Raw genomic sequence first — 21,745 nt, 5'->3', positions numbered from 1 at the left:
CCCCCCCCCCCCCCCCCCCCCCCCCCCCCCCCCCCCCCCCCCCCCCCCCCCCCCCCCCCCCCCCCCCCCCCCCCCCCCCCCCCCCCCCACCCCCCACCCCCCCCCCCCCCCCCCCCCCCCCCCCCCCCCCCCCCCCCCCCCCCCCCCCCCCCCCCCCCCCCCCCCCCCCCCCCCCCCCCCCCCGCCCCCGGACCTCGCGCCCCCGGACCCCGCTCAGCCGGACGGGGCGGGGGCGGTGCCGGTCAGCAGGGCCTCGCGGACGAGTTGGACGGGGTGCCAGGCGTGGCGCTCCGTCCCGTGGAAGATCTGCTGGCGGCAGGACGCGCCGGTGGCGACGATCACGGTGTCCTCGGGTTCGGCGTTGACGGCGGGGAAGAGCCGGTCGTTCCCCACCGTCATGGACACCTCGTAGTGCTCGCTCTCGAAACCGAAGGAGCCCGCCATCCCGCAGCAGCCGGCGTCCAGTTCGACCACCTCGACGCCGGGGATCCGGTTCAGCAGGGCGATGGTGGCGGCCGTACCGACCTCGGCCTTCTGGTGGCAGTGGCCGTGGTAGAGCAGTCGGCGACCGGCCGGCCAGGCCTCGGGGCTCAGGCGGAGGCGTCCGGCGTCGATCGCCTCGGTGAGCAGTTCCTCCACCTGCCGGACCCGGCCCGCGAGATCCTTGACCACCGGGTCGTCCGGGTGCAGGGCCAGGTGCTCGTCCCGCAGCGTCATCAGGCAGGACGGCTCGCAGCCGGTGACCGGTGAGTCCGGGGCCGCCGTCGCGGCGATGGCCCGGGCGAAGTCGGCCGACTGCCGCTTGGCGTCGTCCAGCAGTCCCTTGGACAGGCTCGCGCGACCGCAGCAGCCCTGCGCCGCCAGCCGGACCCGCCAGCCGGCCAGTTCCAGCAGTTCGACGGCGGCGCGGCCGATGGCCGGCTCGGTGAAGGTGGTGAAGGAGTCGGCCAGGAAGGTCACCTCACCGAGGGGGGCCGACGGGGCCGCGCCCTCGTGCTGCCGGAACCACCGCAGCAGGTTGTCCCGCGCGAAGGCCGGCAGCGGCCTGGCAGCGGTGATCCCCAACCTCCGTTCCAGCAGTCGGCGGACGAGCCGGCTGCGCCCCGGGAGGTTGGAGAGCGGCGCGGTGGCCGAGCCGAGCCGGTTGAGCAGGCGGATGGCGCCGAACACCCGGGATCTGAGCGGCACCCCGTGCAGGTCGTGGTGGTGGGAGAGGGTCTCGGCCTTGAGCGTGGCCATGTCGACGCCGAGCGGGCACTCGCTCTTGCACGCCTTGCACATCAGGCAGAGGTCGAGGATCCCGTGCAGGCGCTCGTCTCCCAGCGCCTGCCGGGGGTCCGGCTCGGAGAGCGCCTTCACCAGGGCGTTGGCGCGGCCGCGGGTGGAGTGCTCCTCCTCCCGGGTGGCCATGTAGGAGGGGCACATCGTGCCGGTGGCGCTCTTGCGGCACAGCCCGATGTTCATGCACCGGTCGGCCGCCCCGCGCATGCCGCCGAGGACCTCGAAGGCGAGCCGGGTGCGCAGTTCGGGTGCGGGCGGCAGGGCCCGGTCCCGCAGGTGGTCCGTCATGGCGGGGGCGTCGACGATCTTGCCGGGATTGAAGAGGTTCCGGGGGTCGAAGAGTCGCTTCGTACCGCGCATCGCCTCGTAGAGGTCCCGCCCGAAGAGCAGCGGATTGAACTCGCTGCGGGCCAGGCCGTCGCCGTGCTCGCTGGAGTTGACGCCGCCGTACTCGGTGACCAGGTCCCGGATCTCCTCCGCGACCGCCCGCATGGTCGTCACCTGGGCGGGGTCGGTCAGGTCCACGAAGGGGCGGATGTGCAGGCAGCCGACCGAGCAGTGCCCGTAGAAGCCGGCCGACAGGCCGTGCCGGTCCAGCACCTCCTGGAAGCGGCGGGTGTAGTCGACGAGGTGGACCGGGTCGACGGCGGTGTCCTCGACGAAGGCGAGCGGACGGCGGGTGCCCTCGCCGGCGGCCATCAGCAGGCCCAGGCCGGCCGAGCGGACCTTGAGCAGGGCCTCCTGCTGCTTCGCGGTCACCGCGTGCAGGGTGTGGTAGCCGTGGCCGTGCCGGGCCCACCGGGCGGTGAGCCGCTGGAGCCGGCCGCGCAGTTCGCCCTCGTCGTCCCCGCTGAAGCTGACGAACAGCAGCGCCCCGGGATCGCCCGCCAGGATGCCGCCGAGCGAGGCGTACTCGATCTTCCGCCGGGAGAGTTCGAGGATCGTCCGGTCCATCAGCTCCACCGCGGCGGGTTCGCAGGCGAGGGCGTCCGCGGTCGCGTCGACGGCCCCGGCGACGGAGGTGAAGTGGCCGACGGCGATGACCGTGTGCGCGGGCCTGGGCACCAGGTCGACCAGGGCCCTGGTGGCGATGACGAGGGTGCCCTCCGAGCCGACGACGAACTTCGCGAGGTCGAAGGGGGCGTCCACCGCGCCCTCAGCGCCCTCGCGGAGGAGCCGTTCCAGGCGGTACCCGCCGGAGCGGCGCCAGAACTCCGGTGTTCCCTCGGCGATGGCCCGGGCGTTGGCCCGGACGATCCGCGGGAGTTCGCGGTAGACGGCGCCTTCGAGGGTCGGCAGGGCGGCCCGGCGGCGGTGCTCCGCCGCGTCGACCGGGGCGAGGTGGGCCCGACTGGCGTCGGAGAGCACGACGTCGAGCTCCCGGACGTGGTCGATGGTCATCCCGTGGCGCAGCGACCCGCTGCCGCCCGAGTTGTTGCCGATCATGCCACCGATGGTGGCCCGGTTGGCGGTGGAGGTGTCGGGGCCGAACACCAGGCCCGACGGCGCCGCCGCGCGGTTCAGTTGGGCCTGGACGACGCCGGGTTCCACCAGGGCGGTGCGGGCCTCGGGGTCCAGTTCCACGATGCGGTTCAGGTGGCGGGACAGGTCCAGGACCAGCCCGGGCCCCACGGTCTGCCCCGCCAGGCTGGTGCCCGCGCCGCGCGGCACCAGCGGTACGCCGTGTTCGGCCGCCGCGGCGACCGCGGCCTGGACGTCGTCGGCGTGCCGGGGCAGGACCACGCCGACCGGGGTGATCGCGTACATGCTCGCGTCCCGGGAGTACAGGTGCCGGGTGTAGTCGTCGAAGCGGACCTCGCCGTCGAGGTCGCGGCGGAGCCGGTGCTCCAGCGCGCGGGTGTCGCCGTCAGGGGTGCCGCTCTCGGGTCGGGCGGCGCGCTCGGGGCCGCGGCCGGCCGTCGAGGCGTCGGAACTGCTCGCTGTCATGTCCGGTTGACTCCTGTGTCTGGGGGTGCCGGGGCGTTCACGGGCGGCGGAGCACGTCGAGCGCCGCACCGAGGCCGGCCGGGTCGATCGGCACCCCGGCGAGTTCCAGGCCCAGCTGCACCCCGGCGAGGGTGCCGATGAGGGTCAGGTCGTTGAGGTGGCCGAGGTGGCCGATCCGGAAGACCCGGCCGGCGAGCCTGCCCAGACCGGCGCCGAGCGACATGTCGAAGCGCTCCAGGACGAGTTCGCGGAACCGGTCGGCGTCGTGGCCCTCCGGCAGCAGGACCGCGGTGAGCGAGCCGGAGTACTCGCGTTCGTCCGCGCACAGGACCTCCAGGCCCCAGCCGTGGACGGCGGCCCGGGTGGCGGCGGCGTGCCGGGCGTGCCGGGCGTGGACGTTGTCGTGGCCCTCGGCGTCGAGGATCCGCAGGGCCTCGTCCAGGCCGTAGAGCAGGTTGATGGCGGGGGTGTAGGGGAAGGCGCCGTTCCGGTTCGCCTCGATGACCGGCGCCCAGCTCCAGAACGACTTGGGCAGCCCGGCGGTGCGCGAAGCGACCAGCGCCTTGCGGCTGACCGCGTTGAACCCCAGCCCGGGCGGCAGCATCAGGCCCTTCTGCGAGCCGGACACCGTGACGTCGACGCCCCACTCGTCGTGGCGGTAGTCGAGGCAGCCGAGCGAGGACACCGCGTCGACCAGCAGCAGCGCCGGGTGGCCCGCCCCGTCCAGGGCCCGGCGCAGTTCCGCGATCCGGCTGGTCACGCCGGTGGAGGTCTCGTTGTGGACGACGCACACCGCCTTGATCGTCCGGTCGGCGTCCTCGGCGAGTCGCTGCGCGAGCACCTCGGGATCGGCACCGTGGCGCCAGTCCCCGGGGACCAGGTCCACCTGGAGGCCGAGGGCCTGGGCCATCTCCCGCCAGAGCGCGGCGAACTGTCCGGTCTCGAAGCAGAGCACCCGGTCGCCGGGGCTGAGGGTGTTGACCAGGGCGGCCTCCCAGGCGCCGGTCCCCGAGGCGGGGTAGATCACGACCGGGCCCGAGGTGCCGAACACCGGCCCGATCGACTTGAGCAGACGCAGCGTCAGTGCCGCGAACTCGGGCCCCCGGTGGTCGGTCGTGGGCGCCGCGATCGCCCGCAGCACGGGGTCGGGGACGTTGGTGGGGCCCGGGATCTGGAGGAAGTGGCGGCCGGTACGGAAGGACATACGCGTCGAACCCCCTTAAGGGTTGTGCCGTCTGACGGCACGTCGTATCGTGGAGCGGCATAGTGGAGCGTAGGCGCCACCTTCGAAGGGGGTCAAGGATGCAGAACGTGCTCAACGCGCTGCGGGTACTGGAGGAGGTCGCCGCGCGCCAGCCGATCGGCGTCGCGGAGCTGGCGCGGGCCATGGACCTACCGAAGAGCTCCGTGCAGCGGGCGCTGCTCACCCTGCACACGGCGGGGTGGCTGCGCCAGGCCGGCGGGGCACCCACCCGGTGGCTGGTCACCGCCAAGGCGCTGCAGGTCGGCCGGCAGGCCACCGGTGAACTGGGCCTGCGCGACGCCGCCGTGCCGGTGATGGAGGAACTGCGCCGTCAGACCGGCGAAACGGTCCACCTGGCCGTGCCGGAGGGCGGCCGGGTGATCCTGGTGGAGCGGCTGGAGACCAGCCAGCCGGTGCGGATCGTCCTTCCGCTCGGGCAGGACCTGCCCGCCCACGCCTCCGCCAACGGCAAGGCGGTGCTCGCCGCGAGCCCCGCCGAGGCGCTGGAGAGCTATCTCGCCGAGGGGCTGGCCCGGTACACCGACGCGACGATCGTCGAACCACGGCGGCTGCTGGACGAGTTGGCGGAGGTCCGGCGCCGGGGCTACGCGACCAACAGCGGCGAGTGGCGCTCCGACGTCTCGGCGGTCGCCGCGGCGGTCATCGGGGGCCTCGGGCTGCCGGTAGCGAGCATCAGCGTCAACGTCCCCGCCAGCCGGGCCACCGACGAGTCGCGGGCGGAGCACGGAGCCCTGGTCAACGCGGCGGCGAAGCGGCTCGGCGTCGTGCTCGGAGCGCGCGGGTGACGGCGAACTCGGCCTCCCCGAAGCATTTCTGACTATACGTCAGGATCGGCACTCCCGATCCGGAGCCCGCACCCCGCCCCCTTGACGGCGGTATCGGCGCATCCCATGCTTGGCGCCTGATGGAACTCGGGTTCCATGATGCGAAAACGTGCGTGCGCCGATCGTCCGTACCCGGGTGGATCGAGCGTTCTCGCCGTCGCGGTCATCGCCGACTGGAGAAAGCGAGACCCACCCGTGTATCGCCAAGTCCCAGACCCGCTCGGACACCCCGCTCTCGCCGCCCTGCTCGCGGCGACCCCCCTCCTCGTCCTCCTGGTCCTGCTCGGCCTGGTGCGACTGAAGTCGCACTGGGCCGCCCTCGCCGGGCTCGCCACCGCCTTCCTGATCGCCACCGCCGGCTACGGCATGCCGCTCGGCCAGGCCGCCGACGGCGCACTGGAGGGAGCCGCCTTCGGACTGTTCCCGATCGTGTGGATCATCCTCGGCGCGGTGTGGATCAACCGCCTCCAACGCGCCTCCGGACACTTCGACGTCATCGGAAGGACCTTCTCGTCCCTCTCCGGCGACGTCCGGATCCAGGCCGTGCTGATCGCCTTCTGCTTCGGGGCGATGATCGAGTCCCTCTCGGGATTCGGCACCCCCATCGCGGTCACCTCGCTCATCCTGCTCGGCCTGGGACTGGACCCCCTGAAGGCCGCCGCCGTCGCGGCCTTCGCCAACACGGCGCCGGCGGCCTTCGGTTCGGTGGGCAACCCGATCCAGACCCTGGCCAAGGTCACCTCCCTCCCCGGGGCCGACCTCGGCGCCATGGTCGGCCGCCAGTCCGCCGTCATCGCGGCCCTGGTGCCGTTCGTCCTGCTGCTCCTCCTCGACGGACGCCGGGGGCTCCGGGAGGTGTGGCCGGTGGCCCTGGCCGCCGGAACCGGCTTCGCCGTCGGCCAGTTCCTCTGCTCGAACTACCTCACCTACCAACTCACCGACCTGGTGGCCTCGCTCACCTCGCTCGCCTCGGTCATCGTGCTGCTCAGGATCCGGGCGCGACGGCACGGCCCCGCCGCCGAAACGGGGCCCCGCGTGGAGCGCGCCCCCCGCCGGGACACCCTGCTGGCCTTCCTCCCGTACGCGATCATCACCGCGCTGTTCGCCCTGGTGTCCTACGGCGGGCCCGTCGCCGGCTTCGTGAAGGACCAGGACGTCGCCTTCCCCTGGCCCGGCCTCCACGTGACCAGCCCGAGCGGCCGACCCGTGGCGGTCACCACCTTCGACTTCGGCTGGCTCGGCGCGGCCGGGACCCTGCTCCTCGCCACCGGCGTCCTGACCGCGCTCATCCTGCGGGTGCCGGTACGGCGGGCACTGCGCTGTTACCTGGACGCGCTGCACCAGATCCGCTGGGCGGCCCTGACCATCGCCTGCGTCCTCGCCCTCTCCTACCTGATGAACCTCTCCGGGATGGCCGTCTCCATCGGCACCTGGCTGGCGGGCCTCGGCGGTGCCTTCGCCCTGTTCTCCGGCTTCACCGGCTGGTTCGGCGTGGCCCTCACCGGATCCGACACCTCCTCCAACGCGCTCTTCGGTGCGATGCAGGTCTCCGCCGCCCAGCACATCGGACTGTCCCCCCTCCTGGCCGCCGCGACCACCAGCACCGGCGGCGTCCAGGGCAAGGCCGTCGCGATGCAGAACCTGGTCATCGCCGCCAGCGCGGTCGGGACGTACGGGCGGGAGGGGGAGGTCCTCCGCAAGATCATCGGCTGGAGCCTGGCCGTCCTGGCCGTCCTCTGCCTCCTCGCCTGGCTCCAGTCCACCCCGGTCCTCGGCTGGATGGTGCCGTGAACGAGTCGCCGCCGCGCCGACCGGGCCGGTCGGCGCGGTGGCCCGGCTCGGCGGATCGGCCCAGGCCAGGGGTCAGCCCAGCCCGGGGTCAGCCCAGGCCGGGGGTCAGCCCAGTCGGCGGATCGGCTCGCCGGCCAGGTAGGCCGCGATGTCCTCGACCGCCTCGCCGTAGTAGCGGCGGTAGTTGTCGCGCGACACGTACCCCAGGTGCGGGGTGGCCAGCAGCCGGGGCGCGGTGCGCAGCGGGTGCTCGGCGGGCAGCGGCTCGACGTCGAAGACGTCCACGGCGGCGCCCGCGATCCGGCCCCCGGTGAGCGCGGCCAGCAGCGCGTCCTGGTCGACGATCGCCGCCCGGGAGGTGTTCACCAGGTACGCCTCGGGCTTCATCAGCGCGAGTTCGGCCTCGCCGAGCAGCCCCCGGGTGCGCTCGCCCAGGGCGAGGTGGATCGAGACGAAGTCGGCGCCGCTCAACAGCTCCTCCTTGCCGGCGGCCCGGCGCACGCCGACCTCGGCGGCCCGCTCGTCCGTGAGGTTCTGGCTCCAGGCCAGCACGTCCATGCCGAAGGCCAGTCCGACCCGGGCGACCAGGCCGCCGATCCTCCCCAGGCCCAGCAGCCCGAGCACCCGCCCGTGCAGGTCGGCGCCGACGGTGCTCTGCCAGGGACCGCCCTCGCGCAGCGCCGTGCTCTCCGGCACGATGCCGCGGGCCAGGCCGAGCAGCAGCGCCCAGGTCAGCTCGACCGGCGGGGTGGAGGAGCTGGCCGTCCCGCAGACCGTCACGCCGTGCGCCTCGGCGGCCGCGTAGTCGATCACCGAGTTCCGCATGCCCGAGGCGACCAGCAGCCTGAGCCTCGGCAGCCGGGCGAACAGCGAGGCCGGGAACGGCACCCGCTCGCGCAGGGTCACGACGAAGTCGAAGTCGGCCAGCGCCGCGGCGAGTTCGTCCTCCGACCCGAAGTGCTCGGAGAAGGCGGTCACCGCCACCCGCTCGGAGACCGGCGACCAGTCGACGATGCTGGTGGCGACGCCCTGGAAGTCGTCGAGGACGGCGCAGCGAAGGGTCCGAAGTGTCATGCCCGCACTCTCCCAGACGCTGACCGGCGCCCGGCGTGCCAGGCCCGGTCCGAGCCGCGGGTCTGCGAGCTTGGCCCCGGGGGTGGACCACCGGCACCGGAGCACGGGGAGGCGCGCGATGGCCAAGCCCCGTCACGCCACGGCGGGCTGCCCGGTCGGCCTGGCCCTCGTCCCGGCGGCGAGCGCCAGGCCGAGCAGGCAGCCCGCCACCAGACCGGCGCCGTGGTTGTTCCGCAGCGCGCACAGGAACAGACCGGCCGCGGGGATGAGCAGCAGGTACCAGGTGCCCTTGAAAGTGAGGCCCAGGGTGTTCCCGCGCAGCAGGCAGGTGACGGCCAGGGCGCCGAGCAGGCCGCAGACGGCCACGGAGTCGCCGCCGCCGCGCGGCGACCAGCCGGCCAGGCTCACCACGTGGGCGAGGACGCCGCTGACGAGGAAGACGGCCAGGGTCCGCCACCACCCGAGGACCGACTCGGCGACGGCGCCGACCACGAGCAGGGCCGGCAGGTTCATCGCGATCTGCGTGATCCCGGAGGACTGCACCAGCAGGGCCGTCCCGGCCCGCCACCACTGCCCGTCGGACAGCGCTCCCGGCTGCCGCATCAGATCCTCGACCAGGGCGGGCACCGCGTACTGGAGCACGGCCATCACCGCCATCACCGCGAACAGTGTGAGGGTGGCCCGGGGCCGGCGCGCCAGGGCGCCCCGGACCACGGCGAGCACCTCGCCCGGCCCGGCGCCCGCCGGGGCTCCTGCTCCCGGGCCGGCTGCGGAGCCGACTCCCTGACCGACGTTGGAGCCGGCCAGTACCAGCGCCTGAAGTCCCACGCTGACCACCACGGCGGCGCTCGCGTACAACCCGATCTCGTGCGGCGACATCGCCGACCCCCGTTCACCCGACCCTGGGCGCTCCCGCCCCGTCGACGCGCCCCATCATCCCGGTCGGGCGGGGCCCCGGACCAGGGAGGGTGATCATGGACTCGGCATGACGGTTGTCACAGTCCCGCCAGGTCCGCCGTCATCTCCGCCCCCGTGGATTCCCCGGGGATTCACACATTCCCGAATCGCTGGCGGTCGGGGCAGTGCAGTGGCGATCATGACGGCATGACCTCCGACACCACCCCCGCCGCCGTCACCGCTGCCGCCGTCACCGCTGCCGCCTCCGGCAGTTGGACGCTCGGCGACCGCACCGTCCACCGGATCGGCCTCGGCACGATGCGCCTGCCGCAGACCGGCCGGGCGCTCGTCCCCGACGCCGTACCGCGCGACCGCGAGCAGGCCGTCCGGGTGCTGCGGCGCGCCGTCGAACTGGGCGTCAACCACCTCGACACCGCCGCCTTCTACTTCTCCCCACTGCGCTCCGCCAACGAGCTGATCAACCGGGCGCTCGCGCCGTACGCCGACGACCTGGTGATCGCCACCAAGGTCGGCCCGGGCCGCGGGCTCGACGGCGAGTGGGTGGAGCACGCCCGCACCCCGGAGCGGCTGCGCGGCCAGGTCGAGGAGAACCTGCGCCAACTCGGCCGCGACCACCTCGACCTGGTGAACCTGCGGATCGTCGGCACCGACTCGATCGCCGAACGCTTCGGCGCCCTCGCCGAGTTGCGGCAGGCCGGGCTGATCCGCCACCTCGGCCTCTCCAACATCCACCCGCACCAGCTCGCCGAGGCACAGGCCGTGGCGCCCGTCGTGTGCGTGCAGAACCCGTACGGCATCGGCGCCTCGCCCGAACAGGACGCCGTGCTGCGGCTCTGCGGCGAGCAGGGCATCGCCTTCGTCCCGTTCTACGCGATCGCCGGAGCCGGGCGGGAGTCCGGCACGGGCGGCGCCGAACCCGCCCAGGTCCGGGCGGTGGCGCAGGCGCGCGGGGTCGGCCCGGCCCAGGTCCGCCTCGCCTGGACGCTCCACCAGGGCCCGCACGTCCTGGCCATCCCCGGCACCGGCGACCTGGCGCACCTGGAGGACAACATCGCCGCCGGGGCGCTGCGCCTCTCCCCGGAGGAGTTGGCACTGCTCCAGGAGGCGCACACGGGCTGATCCGGAACCGGGCAGGGCCGCGACGGCGTCGATCCGGGACGAGCCCAGGATCACCGGCGAGCACGAGAGCACGCACGCCGACACGAACGAAGGAGTCCCGGAGCATGGCCGAGTCCGCCACCCGCTACCTCTACCTGACCCGCCACGGCGAGGCCGCGCCCGACGGCAGCGGGCTCACGGCCGACGGACGCCGACAGGCCGTCCTGCTCGGACGGCGGCTGGCGGACCGCCCCATCGCAGCCGTGCACCACGGACCGCTGCCCCGGGCCGCGCAGAGCGCCCGGCTGATCGCCGAGCAGTTGGGCGGCGGGCGGCCGGGCAACGAGCCGTTGGGCGGCGGCTGGCAGGCCGGCGCGGTCCCGACGGTCTGCGAGGAGGCCGGCGACTACGTGCCGTACGTCCCGGAGCGGCACGAACTGCCCGCCGACAGCGCCGACTACCTGCTGGACTTCCTCGCGCAGTCCACGGCGGAGGAGCGCGCCCGCGGCCCGGAGCTGGCGCGCCGGGCCGTCCAGCGGTTCACCGGTCCGGTGGCGGGCGGCGAGGACCGGCACGAACTGGTCGTCACCCACGCGTTCCTGATCGGCTGGCTGGTCCGGCACGCCCTCAGCGCCCCTGCCTGGCGCTGGCTCGGCCTCAACTCCTGCAACGCGGCGCTGACCGTCATCCGCTACACGCCCGGCCGCCCCTCCTACGTGCTGCTCCACAACGACATGCGCCACCTGCCCGACGAACTGTGCTGGACCGGCTTCCCGTCCGAGGCCCGGTGCTGAGGCCCGGCTTTGAGACACGGTACTGAGGCCCGGTACTGAGGCCAGGCGCTGAGGCCCGTCGACAGGAATATGCAGACCGGTCTATTGTTTTCCGCATGGGAGTCAAGGGTGAGGAAACCCGGGCCCGGCTGATCGCCGGCACCCGGACGCTGATCGAGGCACAGGGCTACTTCGGGACCGGCCTCAACCAGATCGTGGCCGCGACGGGCGCACCGCGCGGCTCGCTCTACTTCCACTTCCCCGAGGGCAAGGACCAACTGGTCGCCGCCTCCCTCCTCCAGGCCGGGCAGGAGGTCGAGGACCTGCTCGCCGCGCTGGTCGCCGAGGGCGCCGACAGCGGAGCGCTCACCGAGCGGCTCACCGAGGTCTTCGCCGAGCGACTGGCGGGCTCCGACTACACCAAGGGCTGCCCGATCGCGACCGTCGCCCTGGAGGTCGCCGGCACCAACGAGCCGCTGCGCGCCGTCTGCGCGGAGGTGTACGAGAGCTGGCAGCGCGTGCTGGCCGGCCGGCTGGAGGCCGAGGGCTTCCAGCCGGCCGAGGCCGCGACGGCGGCCGGGCAGGCACTGGCGCTGATGGAGGGCGCGGTCCTGCTCGCGTCGGTCCGGCGCAGCCGCGAGCCGCTGGACCACGCGCTGCACGCCGTCCGCCACCTGCTCGGCGCCAAGCCGGCCGCCCGCACCGCGTAGGGCGTCGCGGGGCGGAGCCGCCGCCGGCCGGTGCGCGGCTCCGCCCTTCCGACCCTCCCGATCCCTTGTGCCCGAATCTCCCGTGCCCGAAGTTTCCTCGCGCCCGAAAAATATGCAGACCGGTCTACAGATTCCAGCGTCAGGAGTTGCCCCATGCCGCCCCTCCCGCCATCGCCCCGCACCCTCGTCCTCGGCGCCACCGGCTTCCTCGGCCGCTGGCTCGTCCTCGAACTCCTCACCCGCGGCGAGCCCGTGGCCGCCGCCGTGCGCGGCCTCGGCCGCGACACCGAACTACGCCGCTGGCTGCGCACCCACGGCGCCGACGACACCGCGCTGACCACCGTCGCCGCCGACCTCACCCGCCCCGGCCTCGGCCTCTCCCCCGAGGACGACGCCCGGCTCACCGAGGTCCACGACGTCCACAACCTCGCCGCCCGCTACCAGTTCGGCCTCACCCGCGCCCAGGCCGAACCCGCCAACGTCCACGGCGCCCTGCACGCCCTCCACTGGTCCGCCACCCGGCCCCGGCTGCGCCGCCTGGTCCACCTCTCCGGCTACCGCGTCGGCCGCGACCCGCAGCCGCTGTACCCGCCCAGTCCCCGCGCCACCACCGCCGCCTACGCGTGCCTCGGCGCGTACGAGGCCTCCAAGCTGCTCGGCGACGCCGCCGTCCGGGTCACCGCACCCCGACTCGGCGTCCCGCTCACCACCGTCAACCCCAGCAGCGTCATCGGCCACTCGCGGACCGGCGAGGCCGGCCAGTACCTCGGCCTGGCCCAGCTCGTCCGCCAGTTGCACCGCGGCCGCCTGCCGCTGCTGCCCGGCACCCGCCGCACCTTCCTGCCCGTGGTCACCGTCGACCACCTGGCCCGCTTCCTCGCCGCCGTCCCCGCGCACGACAGCGCCACCACCCCCGCCCCCGACGGCTCCGCCCTGATGGCCCACACCGTCCTCGACCCCGCCACCCCCGTGCTCCCGGACCTGATCGCGCTCATCGCCGCCCACCTCGGCGTCCGCCCGCCCCGCGGCCTGGTCCCCGTCGCCATCGTCCGCCGCCTCCCCCGCGCCCTCACCGGCGCCGACCCGGAGACCCTCGGCTTCCTCTCCGAGGACCGCTACGACACCACCTCCGCCGACCGCCTCGCCACCGCCGCCGGCCTCGTCCACCCGCCCCTCGCCCCGGCCCTCCGGCGCTGGGCCGACCGGCTGGTCGCCGAGGACTTCGGCGCCCCGTCCCGGTGAACCACGGCGCGCCGTGCGGGTCCATGACGAGCGCGAAGCGGCCCGGCTGGCCGGTCGGCCGGCCAGCCGGTGGCGAACTGCCGCTGTCAGCCTTGGGGTGAGACTCCATCCGGAAGGCGCCCGTGAGCAGGATCCACCGTCAGCCCTCGTGCACCGGCAGGGTCCGGAGGAAGTCGTCGAGGAGCTCGTTGAAGGCGTCCGGGCGTTCCATGTTGGGGTAGTGGCCGGTGCCGTCAACCGTCGCCGTACGGCCGTCGGCGACGCTGCGGACGAGGCGTTCGGCCATGCCGAGGTGGTCGTCGGAGTCGATGCCGCCGTTGATGGCCAGCACCGGGACGCCGATCTTCGCCGCCCGCGCCCAGGTGTCGGTGACGGGCACCTGGTGGTCGGGTTCGGTGGGGGTGTGCTTGGCGAGGGTTCGCCGGGTCATGTCCTTCAACGTGCGCACGATGTCCGGGTCGACGTCGTCGAGGGTGCGGTGCGGGCCGGCCGCGAGCCGGGTGAACGCCGTGATCCAGCCTTCGAGGTCGCCCGCGGCCATGGCGCGGGCCTCCTCGGCCTCGATCTCGCCGAGCCACGGGTCCTTGAACTCGGGTTCGCTGGTGCCGACGCCGCTGACGACCAACGCCTCGACCACGTCCGGGTGTTCGAGCGCGGTGTCGACGGCGATGGCGCCGCCCATCGACAGCCCGACGAGGATCGCGGGGCCGGTGCCGAGGTGGCGCAGCAGGGCCGCGAGGTCGTCGGTGTGCCGGAACGGGCCGGTCGCGTTGGAGGATCCGCCGTGGCCGCGGGCGTCCGGCGCGATCACCCGGTAGTCGGCCGCGAAGGCGGCGATCTGGTCGCTCCACATGCGGTGGTCGAGCAGGCCGCCGTGCACCAGCACCAGGGGTCGGCCCGACCCGATGTCACGGTAGGCGAGGTGGCTGCGGCCGTCGTCGAACGAGAACACGTCAGATGCGTCAGTCATGACAACCAAGTTGTCATCCCCCGCGAGGATTGGCAACCCAGGTGCCATGATGACGGGGTGACCGATACCGATGCCCCGCTCCCGCCCGACGTCCTCGCCCACCGGCTCATGGACGTGTTCGACCTGGTCGGCCCGCTGTACCGGCGGGTGCTCCGCAAGGTGGAACTCGCGGCTCCCATCGAGGGGCTGTCCGTCGGCGTGCGCGCCGTGCTGCTCCTGCTCGCGGAGCACGGGCCCATGACCGTCCCTCAGATGGGCCGCGCACAAGCGCTGAGCAGGCAGTTCGTGCAACGCATGGTCAACGACGCGGTAGCCCTGGACCTGGTCGAGATCACCCCGAACCCCGCCCACCAGCGGTCCTCGCTGATCCGGCTGACCGACCACGGCAGGGCCGCCGTCTCCGCCGCGAGCGCCCGCGAGCACGCCCTGCTCCGCCAGGTCGGCGGCGAGCTGACCGACGCCGACCTGACCGCCTGCGTACACGTCCTCACGCAGATGCTCGAACTCTTCGACAACGTCGACGTGAACTGACCCCCGTACCGCGTAGGCGCGGCCCGGACCGCAGGAGAGCGGCCTACCCGAAGACCAGGCTCGTCCAGCGGACGCCGGACCGGCCGTGCAGGTCGCCGCGTTCGGCGCGGTGGAGCAGTCGCAGGCCCCGGGCGGCGGCGAGCGCGACGGTCTCCTCGGGCGGGACGTCGAACATCCGGCGGCCCGGCGGGACGGGGCCGTGGCGCAGGGTCAGGGCGAGGCGCCCGCCCGGGGCCAGCAGCCGACCGAGGGCGGCCATCGCCAACGGCCGCTCGGCGGGGGCGAGATGCATCCAGACGGCGGTCAGCAGGACCAGGTCGAAGCGTTCGGCGCCGGCGCTCAGCCGCGGCAGCTCAGGCAGCGCGTCGGCGACCCAGCGCACGCCGGAGCCCGCGTGCAACCGCTCGGCGACGGAACGGAGTTCGGCGGTCGGCTCGACGGCCACCACCGGATGGCCGAGGGCGGCGAGGGCGGCCGCGTCGCGCCCGGTGCCGGCCCCCACGTCGAGGACGGCGGCGGGCGGGGGCGGGTAGCTGTGCAGCAGGTCCGCGTGGACCTCGGCGAAGGTCACGCTCTCGTACTGGACGGCGAGTTCCTCCGCCGCCTCGGCGTAACCGGCGGTGCTCGAAAGCCCGTCCACCCCTTTCACGTCCTCCACCCCGCCCACCCCTTTCACGTCCTCCACCCCGCCCAACTCGTCCACCCCGATCATGCCTTCCGGTCCCGGACGACCACCGCGTCACCGGCCGCCGCCGCGTGGGCGAAGAAGTCCCGCAGCTCCCGCAGGTCGGCGACCACCCGGGACGCCCAGGTCTCGGACCACGGCGTCGGGTACCCGAGGCGCGCGACCGTCCGGGCCAGCACGGTGTCCTGCTGGCGCACGAGTTCCCCGAGCGCCGAGTCGCGCAGGAAGGTGAAGGCGGCCGCGACCTGCGCGGGGCTCAGCACCAGCGGATCGGTCTGCGCGGCGTCGGGTTCACGGCGCTCGCCGCCGTACACGGGCAGGCGGGCGGCCGGGTCGGGGTGCAGGCCGTTCTCGGTGAGGGCCAGTTCCATCAGCCGGGCGGTGCTCCGCACGCCCAGGAGGAGCCCGGCGGAGGCCAGCTGGTCGTAGCGGACGTCCTGCCGGTCGGGGACGAGCTCGCCGAGTTCCGCCGGCGAGCAGGTGTCGACCTCCTGGCCGGGCAGGCGGCGCCAGAAATGATCCACGCTCACCCGGACAGCGTAACGAAAGCGCGGCTCACGCCTCGCCGGGGTGCCAGAGGGGCCACTCCCAGGGGCGATCCGCCCAGTGGACGCGGACCGGATCTCGCGGGTCGAGGTCCGGGAAGAGCTGGCGGATCCGGGGCTCGAACTCCTCGGGGGCGAGCGGCTCCCAGCCGTGGCCCTCGAAGTGGACCAGGCGGTAGCGGCTGTCGGTCCGGAAGTCGGCCACCTCGACCAGGTGCTTGGACGTGCTGTTGGTCTCCATGCCCCCCAGCATGTGGCGCGGCGGCAATCGGCGCCCCTCCAGACCCCTCTTCCGGGTCATGTCCCGGCGTCGGCGCGCTCGTTGAGCACGGGGAAGGCATGACGGGGGATTCGGTGGGGGGTTCGGCGCTGGAAGGACGACAAGATGACTGGGCAGCCCACCGGAGGACAGTGGCAGTGGCCGCAGGACGCGTGGCAGCCACCCCCGGTACCCACCGGGTTCGCGCCGGCCCCCGTTCCGGCGCCCGCACCGGCGTCGCGGCGGTCGCGGAAGGTGTGGGCCGCCGCGACCGTCGGGACCGTCGCCGTCCTCGCCGCCGTCCTGGCGATGTGCGGGCCGGGGTCGGGAGACGAGCTGGACGTGGTGGCCCTGCCGCACGCCTCCCCCTCCGCGTCCGACCCCGCGGCGCCGGACCCGCCCGCGTTCTCCCCGCTCCCCACCACGCCCGCGCCGTCCCCGCTGCCGCCGCCCACGCCACAGGGCGCCGGACCGGCCCTGGCCACGGCCGCCACGGCCACGGCGGCGGCCGCGCCGAACGAGGACGAGCCGGCCGACGCTCAGCACGCGGCGACCGCGCACCCGAAGCCCGGCCGCACCGCGCACCCCTCGCCGTCGGCCCACGGCACCGCCCCCGCCGGCGCCACCCCGGCGGCTCCGGCCCCCGGCACGGCGCTGCCCACCCTCGGCGCGGGCGGCATCTGCGACCAGGCCGAACGCGTCGGCCGCTGGCCCGCGGGCTCGGAGCAGGCCCGCCTCTGCCACAGCATCTACGGCTGAAAAAACGCCTGCGGCGGCCGCACCCGCACCCGCACGACGAGGGCGCCCCGCCGGACCGATCCGGCGGGGCGCCCCAGGCGGTGGAGCCGCGCTACCCGGCCGCCTCCAGGATTCCCTTGTCCAGGCGCGGCGCCAGGACGCGGGCCAGGGTGTCGGTGATGTGGCCGGTGTCGCGGTACAGCACCACGCCTTCCAGCACCGCCGGGCAGTCCGGTCCGCTGCCGGGGCACAGCAGCGGGCCCAGGTCCAGGGTGCGGACGCCGTAGCGGGCGGCGAGGCCGCCGTCGAGCATCGGGTCCGGCTCGAAGGCGGTGTCGCGCGGGAAGAAGCAGGCGTCCGAGCGGCCGTCGGATGCGGCGAGGCAGGTCGGGATGTCCTTGCCGGGCATCGGGGTGTCGCCGAGGTAGGCGAGCGGGGCGCCGACGGCGGCGAGGCGGTCCAGGGTGCGGGTCCAGCCCTGGGTGCGTTCCTCCTGGCTGCCGTAGCGGTTGAGGCCGGCCATCAGGACGAGGCGCGGCCTGGGCCCGGAAGTGAGCCGGGTGAGGGTGTTCTCGCGCCAGCGGTCGCACTCCTCGAAGGTGCGGCCGAGGACGTTGTTGCGCACGGTGAGGGTGGCGAGCGGGCAGCCGGGCTTGACCAGGACCTCCAGGGCCCAGTGCCGCTGCTCGGCCATCGCGAGTGCGGAGGATATCCACTGGCCGGCGTGCGAGTCGCCGAGCAGCACGATCCGGTCGGGGCTGTCCTCGGCGCCGAACAGGCAGCGCGGGCTGCTGTCGGCGTTCAGCGGGATCTCGCAGCCCTTGCCGGGCGGGAAGTCCTCCCGGGCGCGGGCCAGCGAGGGGGTCAGGCCGAGCACCCGCGCGCCGGGGGCGAGCAGGGTGGGGCCGGTCGGGGCCCCGGCCGGGGCGGCGGAGGGGGTGTCGGCGGTGCCGCCGAGGGCGCGGACCGTGCCGCCGCCGAGGGTGAGGGCGGCGATCAGCGGGATGACGAGGGCACTTGCGCCGACCGCGAGGCCCCGGCGCGGCGCCGGGCTGCTGCCGTAGCGCAGCGGCTGTTCGACGAGCCGCATGGTGAGCCAGGCGGGCAGCGCGCTGGCTGCGGCGAGGGCGGCCAGGGTGGTCCAGGGCAGGGCGCCGTAGCGGGCCTGGGCGATGGTCAGCACCGGCCAGTGCCAGAGGTACCAGGCGTACGACAGGCGTCCGGCGGCGCGCAGCGGGCGGCTGTCGAGGAGGCGCCCGGCGTCGGTGGCGCCGAGCGCGCGGTGGGCGGGGCCGGCGAGCAGGACGGCGGCGGCGCCGAGGACGGGCACCAGCGCGGCGGTGCCGGGGAAGGGGGTGTTCCGGTCGTAGAGCAGGATCGACGCGAGGACGGCGGCGGCGCCGGCCCAGCCGAGCAGTCGCAGCGACCAGGCCGTTCCGCGCCGCTGCGTGCGGCCGGCCAGCGCGCCGGCGAGCAGCGCCGCGCACGCGCCGGCCGCGAACTCCCAGAGCCGGCTGCCGGTGGAGAAGTAGGCGAGCGGCGCCGAGGTCGCCGTCCACCGGACGCACAGCAGCAACGAGACCGCGCCGATGGCCGTGGTGGCCAGGGTGATCGCGACGGTGCGGCGGCGGCCGTGCAGGAAGCGGGCGAGGCCGAGCAGCAGAACGCCCCACAGCAGGTAGAACTGGTTCTCCACGCCGAGCGACCAGAAGTGCTGGAGCGGGCTCGGGGCGTGTTCGGCGGCCAGGTAGTCGGTCTGCTGGCCGACGAAGCGCCAGTTGACGAACTGTCCGGCGGAGGCCATCAGGTCGCGGGCGAGGTCGGTGCCGCGCAGCGGGTCGAGCAGCGCGCCACCGGCGACGGCGGTGGCGACCAGGACGGTGGCGGCGGCGGGCAGGATGCGGCGGGCGCGGCGGGCGGCGAAGTCCCACAGGCCGATCGGGCGGCCGAGCAGCAGTCCGGTGATGAGGAAGCCGGAGATGACGAAGAAGACGTCGACGCCGACGTAGCCGCCGGCGAAGCCGGGAACGGCGGCGTGGTAGGCGAGGACGGAGAGGACGGCGACGCCGCGCAGGCCCTCGATGTCGGGGCGGAAGCCGGTGCGCCGCTGGGCCTGCGGCGGTGCGACGGCTTCTGCGGAGGGGCGCCGCTCGGGCGCGGCCTGCCGGTCCATTCGGACGACGCCGGGCAGCAGCTCGGCCGAGGCGGTGGCGGCAGGGGAGGAAGGGGACGACGACGGTGGTGGTACGGCCGTTGACACGGCGGTGCTCCTCGCAGGGGCAGGCAGCGGGTGGTCGGGACCGCCGGGCCGATGGGGCGGCCGGGCGGCGCATCCGCGCCGGTGGGGCGACGCACTGGGAAACGCGGTGGATCCGAACGAAGTTGATGGGTCGTCAGACATCGACTTTGACGTCAGGAGTTGATGGAGCGGAATCGACGAGCGGAGTTGACGGATCGTCAGAAGATCAGCGGATCGGCCCAGCCGGAGGCCAGCAGCCCGCAGAGCAGCAGCACGGCGGTGACGGCGACGGCCTCCGCGTGGCCGAATCCCAGGTCGGACCGGCGCCGCACGGGCGGGGCGACCTCTCCGACGGCGGCCCCGTTGCCACCGCGCAGGAGCGGCCACAGGGACCGGATCAGCGGGATCATGGTGTACGCGGTGAGCGCGAGCAGCGCGGTGAGCGCCCAGTAGGGCTGCCAGCCGTACAGCACGGCCGCGCGCACGAGTCCGGCGATGCCCGCGAGGACGACGAACCCCAGCCAGCCGACGCCGATCCGGGCGACCGCCTTGGCCAGTGAACTGCCGCCCGACACGGCGCCGGTGGGCACCCAGTCGGCACTGCGGCGGCGCAGCGCGTGCGCGATGGCGACCACGTGGCAGAGTCCGCCGAGGAGTTGGACCCGGGTGACCTCGAAGCGCCAGCGGGTGCGGGACATCGCGGGCAGCAGGACGAGCGAGACCCAGATCGGCGGCAGGAACGGCAGCACCTGCCACGGCTGGATCTCACCGGGGGCGAAGAACAGCATGATCAGGGCCGGCAGCGGGACGGCGAAGACGTTCACCGCGCTGGTGACGTAGCCGAGGATGCCGTTCCAGAAGCAGAGCCGGGCGGAGCGAGGGAGCGGTCCGCGGCGGAAGTCCGGGTCGCGGACGAGCGCCAGGGAGCCGAGGCACCAGCGGTACTGCTGGCTGATGAAGGCCGGGAGGCCGGTGGGCGACATGCCCTTGGCGACCAGGGCGGGCACGTACCGGGTGGTCCACCCGGCGCGGGCGAGCGAGAGGCCGGTGTAGAGGTCCTCGCTGTGGTCGATCTCGGCGAAGCCGCCGACGCGCATGAGTGCGGCGCGGCGGTAGAGGGCGTTGGTGCCGCAGCAGACGGTGCCGTCCTGCGCGTCCCGGGAGGGCTGGATCCAGCGGTAGAAGATCTCCTGGGTGGCTCCCGCGGCGCGTTCGAGCCAGGACATGTCGGCGTCCGTGTCGAAGCACTGCGGGCTCTGCACGATGCCGACCTCGGGGTTGTCGAGGTAGGGCACCAGGTGGTGCAGGAAGTCGGGGCGGGGGCAGAAGTCGGCGTCCAGGACGGCGACGATCTCGCCGTTGCCCTCGGCCAGGCCGTGGTTGAGGTTGCCGGCCTTCTTGAACCGGCCGCGGTCGGGGCGGGCCCGGTACTGGAAGCCGTAGGACTCGGCGAGTTCGCGCACCTCGGGGCGGGCGGCGTCGTCGAGGACGATGACGGTCAGCGCGCCGGCCCACTGGACGGCGGCGGTGTGGCGGTAGGCGTTCTCCAGGACGGCCAGCGGCTCGCCGGCGGTCGGCAGCAGCAGGTCGACGCTCGGGTGGCGGGCGGGCTGCCAGGCGCGCATCAGCAGGTCGTGCGAGTCGCGGGTGTAGCGGCGGGCGCGCTGGCCGTCGGTGAGCGAGAGCAGCCAGGTGGCCGCGTTGAGCACGGTGAGCACCAGGAAGGGCCAGAGCAGCGGCCGGCTGAGGGCGAACAGGCCGAGGGTGGCGGTGGCTCCCGCGTAGGAGAGGGTGGCGCAGAGCAGCACCCAGCGGCGCTGCGGGCCGAAGTACCAGTAGAGCTCCTCGTCGTCGGGCGGGCTGGGCAGGCGGAGGTCGGGGTCCGCGGGGATCCGGCGCGGGCCGGCCTCGGGCGCGGGCATGGCGGTGCCATGGAGTACGGGCATGCGGAAGTGGCCCCCCTGGGCATGGGACGGAACGTGGCCGTTCGCCCTCAGCCTCTCACATTGGCCTAGACCAATCATGAACGAGGTATGACATCTCCGCATCGCCCCTGGTCAGTGACTTGACATGGCATCACGTACCGACGAACCGTCAAGCGATCATGGATTCGACCCCGAGCACCGCCGGCCCGCACCCCGTCGGTCAGGCCTCCTCCAGCGACCCGTTCAGCGCCTTCGTCAGCTCCTTCGTCAGCTTCTCGAACCGCAGATCAGGGCGCAGCGGGACACCGAAACGCTCGTCGCCGTACGGGAACGGGGTGAAGACCCCGGTCCGGCGGAAGCCGCGCCGCTCGTACCACGCGATCAGGTCGGCGCGCTGCTCGATCACGGTCATCTCCAGCTCGCCCACGCCCCACTCCTCGCCGGCCAGCCGCTCGGCCTCGGCGAGCACGGCCCGGCCGAGGCCGCCGCCCTGGAGCCCGGGGCGCACCGAGAACATGCCGAAGTACGCACGGTCCCCGCGGTGCTCCAGCTGGCAGCAGGCGACCAACTGGCCGTCCCGCTCGGCGACCAGCAGCACCCCGTCGGAGCGGCCGATGACCTCGGCGACGCCCTCGGCGTCGGTGCGCTGGCCCTCCAGCAGGTCCGCCTCGGTGGTCCAGCCGGCCCGGCTGGCGTCGCCGCGGTAGGCGGACTCGACCAGCTCGACCAGCGCCGGTACGTCGGCGAGGGTGGCGGGGCGGAAGGCGGGCTGCCCGGTGGGCCGGGCGTGGCTGGGGATGGTCTCGGACATGGCGGGTCCTCATTCTGCGTGCGGTGGAACCGCCCGCCGCTCGTGCCTGCGGCGTGGCGCGGGCCGTCCCTGGTGACCGGCCTGCGGGCATCGTGCCACAGCCCGCGAACCGGCCCCGAG

At 74.3% G+C, this 21,745-nt stretch carries 19 protein-coding genes; 8 read left to right on the top strand and 11 right to left on the bottom strand.

What is annotated here, in order from left to right:
- Nucleotides 1-213: 213 nt before the first annotated feature.
- Complete coding sequence (locus AC07AL_RS32745; RefSeq protein WP_478319199.1) at nt 214-3,228, bottom strand: FAD-binding and (Fe-S)-binding domain-containing protein; 3,015 nt, start codon at nt 3,226-3,228, stop codon at nt 214-216.
- Nucleotides 3,229-3,265: 37 nt separating this feature from the next.
- Nucleotides 3,266-4,432 carry a pyridoxal-phosphate-dependent aminotransferase family protein gene (locus tag AC07AL_RS32740; RefSeq protein ID WP_478319198.1) on the bottom strand — a complete coding sequence of 389 codons (1,167 nt, stop codon included), beginning with the start codon at nt 4,430-4,432 and terminating at the stop codon, nt 3,266-3,268.
- 98 nt (nt 4,433-4,530) lie between these two features.
- Here AC07AL_RS32740 and AC07AL_RS32735 point away from each other — a divergent pair, with 98 nt between their 5' ends.
- The gene (locus AC07AL_RS32735; protein ID WP_400329357.1) at nt 4,531-5,277 is read left to right on the top strand and encodes an IclR family transcriptional regulator; all 747 of its coding nucleotides are present in this window, start codon (nt 4,531-4,533) and stop codon (nt 5,275-5,277) included.
- A gap of 234 nt (nt 5,278-5,511) precedes the next feature.
- Nucleotides 5,512-7,107, top strand: coding sequence for an L-lactate permease (locus AC07AL_RS32730; protein ID WP_478319196.1), 1,596 nt, complete (start codon nt 5,512-5,514; stop codon nt 7,105-7,107).
- Between the two features lie 105 nt (nt 7,108-7,212).
- On the opposite strand, the gene AC07AL_RS32725 is transcribed toward AC07AL_RS32730, so the two are convergent.
- Together AC07AL_RS32725 and AC07AL_RS32720 are read right to left on the bottom strand one after the other, a co-directional pair.
- The gene (locus tag AC07AL_RS32725) at nt 7,213-8,181 is read right to left on the bottom strand and encodes a D-2-hydroxyacid dehydrogenase family protein (RefSeq protein WP_478319194.1); all 969 of its coding nucleotides are present in this window, start codon (nt 8,179-8,181) and stop codon (nt 7,213-7,215) included.
- 132 nt (nt 8,182-8,313) lie between these two features.
- Nucleotides 8,314-9,060 (bottom strand): rhomboid family intramembrane serine protease, encoded by a 747-nt coding sequence (locus tag AC07AL_RS32720; RefSeq protein ID WP_363584848.1) that lies wholly within the window; start codon nt 9,058-9,060, stop codon nt 8,314-8,316.
- 225 nt (nt 9,061-9,285) lie between these two features.
- Between AC07AL_RS32720 and AC07AL_RS32715 the strand changes: the two genes are divergently transcribed.
- The 4 genes from AC07AL_RS32715 (at nt 9,286) to AC07AL_RS32700 (ending at nt 12,922) form a co-directional block, all read left to right on the top strand.
- Entirely contained in the window at nt 9,286-10,218 is a 933-nt protein-coding gene (locus AC07AL_RS32715) for an aldo/keto reductase (RefSeq protein ID WP_363584846.1), read from the top strand.
- Between the two features lie 104 nt (nt 10,219-10,322).
- Nucleotides 10,323-10,991, top strand: a complete 669-nt coding sequence (locus tag AC07AL_RS32710) for a histidine phosphatase family protein (RefSeq protein ID WP_363584844.1) — start codon at nt 10,323-10,325, stop codon at nt 10,989-10,991.
- 95 nt (nt 10,992-11,086) lie between these two features.
- A complete protein-coding gene (locus AC07AL_RS32705; protein ID WP_478319193.1) occupies nt 11,087-11,680 on the top strand; it encodes a TetR/AcrR family transcriptional regulator in 594 nt (197 codons plus the stop codon).
- Nucleotides 11,681-11,833: 153 nt separating this feature from the next.
- Complete coding sequence (locus tag AC07AL_RS32700; RefSeq protein ID WP_478319191.1) at nt 11,834-12,922, top strand: SDR family oxidoreductase; 1,089 nt, start codon at nt 11,834-11,836, stop codon at nt 12,920-12,922.
- Between the two features lie 139 nt (nt 12,923-13,061).
- Here AC07AL_RS32700 and AC07AL_RS32695 read toward each other — a convergent pair whose 3' ends face one another.
- Complete coding sequence (locus tag AC07AL_RS32695; RefSeq protein WP_400802679.1) at nt 13,062-13,892, bottom strand: alpha/beta fold hydrolase; 831 nt, start codon at nt 13,890-13,892, stop codon at nt 13,062-13,064.
- Nucleotides 13,893-13,949: 57 nt separating this feature from the next.
- Between AC07AL_RS32695 and AC07AL_RS32690 the strand changes: the two genes are divergently transcribed.
- The gene (locus AC07AL_RS32690) at nt 13,950-14,423 is read left to right on the top strand and encodes a MarR family winged helix-turn-helix transcriptional regulator (RefSeq protein ID WP_363584836.1); all 474 of its coding nucleotides are present in this window, start codon (nt 13,950-13,952) and stop codon (nt 14,421-14,423) included.
- A gap of 43 nt (nt 14,424-14,466) precedes the next feature.
- Here the strand turns inward: AC07AL_RS32690 and AC07AL_RS32685 are convergent, their stop codons facing one another.
- Genes AC07AL_RS32685 through AC07AL_RS32675 form a run of 3 tightly spaced genes read right to left on the bottom strand, consistent with a single transcriptional unit; the run spans nt 14,467 to nt 15,894 of the window.
- Nucleotides 14,467-15,135 (bottom strand): class I SAM-dependent methyltransferase, encoded by a 669-nt coding sequence (locus tag AC07AL_RS32685; RefSeq protein WP_478319189.1) that lies wholly within the window; start codon nt 15,133-15,135, stop codon nt 14,467-14,469.
- Entirely contained in the window at nt 15,132-15,638 is a 507-nt protein-coding gene (locus AC07AL_RS32680; protein ID WP_363584832.1) for a hypothetical protein, read from the bottom strand. The genes AC07AL_RS32685 and AC07AL_RS32680 overlap by 4 nt, the downstream gene beginning before the upstream one ends.
- A 25-nt stretch (nt 15,639-15,663) precedes the next feature.
- Nucleotides 15,664-15,894 (bottom strand): hypothetical protein, encoded by a 231-nt coding sequence (locus AC07AL_RS32675; protein ID WP_363584831.1) that lies wholly within the window; start codon nt 15,892-15,894, stop codon nt 15,664-15,666.
- A gap of 144 nt (nt 15,895-16,038) precedes the next feature.
- Here AC07AL_RS32675 and AC07AL_RS32670 point away from each other — a divergent pair, with 144 nt between their 5' ends.
- A complete protein-coding gene (locus AC07AL_RS32670) occupies nt 16,039-16,671 on the top strand; it encodes a hypothetical protein (protein ID WP_478319187.1) in 633 nt (210 codons plus the stop codon).
- Nucleotides 16,672-16,762: 91 nt separating this feature from the next.
- Here the strand turns inward: AC07AL_RS32670 and AC07AL_RS32665 are convergent, their stop codons facing one another.
- The 3 genes from AC07AL_RS32665 to AC07AL_RS32655 all read right to left on the bottom strand — a co-directional run bounded on the left by AC07AL_RS32665 (nt 16,763) and on the right by AC07AL_RS32655 (nt 21,625).
- Complete coding sequence (locus AC07AL_RS32665) at nt 16,763-18,910, bottom strand: acyltransferase family protein (RefSeq protein ID WP_400802687.1); 2,148 nt, start codon at nt 18,908-18,910, stop codon at nt 16,763-16,765.
- 197 nt (nt 18,911-19,107) lie between these two features.
- Entirely contained in the window at nt 19,108-20,835 is a 1,728-nt protein-coding gene (locus AC07AL_RS32660) for a glycosyltransferase family 2 protein (RefSeq protein WP_363584825.1), read from the bottom strand.
- A 199-nt stretch (nt 20,836-21,034) separates the two neighbouring features.
- On the bottom strand, nt 21,035-21,625 hold the full coding sequence (locus AC07AL_RS32655) for a GNAT family N-acetyltransferase (RefSeq protein WP_363584823.1): 591 nt from the start codon (nt 21,623-21,625) through the stop codon (nt 21,035-21,037).
- Between the last annotated feature and the right edge of the window lie 120 nt (nt 21,626-21,745).

The organism is Kitasatospora sp. NPDC043949, from assembly GCF_056435365.1.
This window is presented reverse-complemented; position numbering and strand designations above follow the sequence as displayed.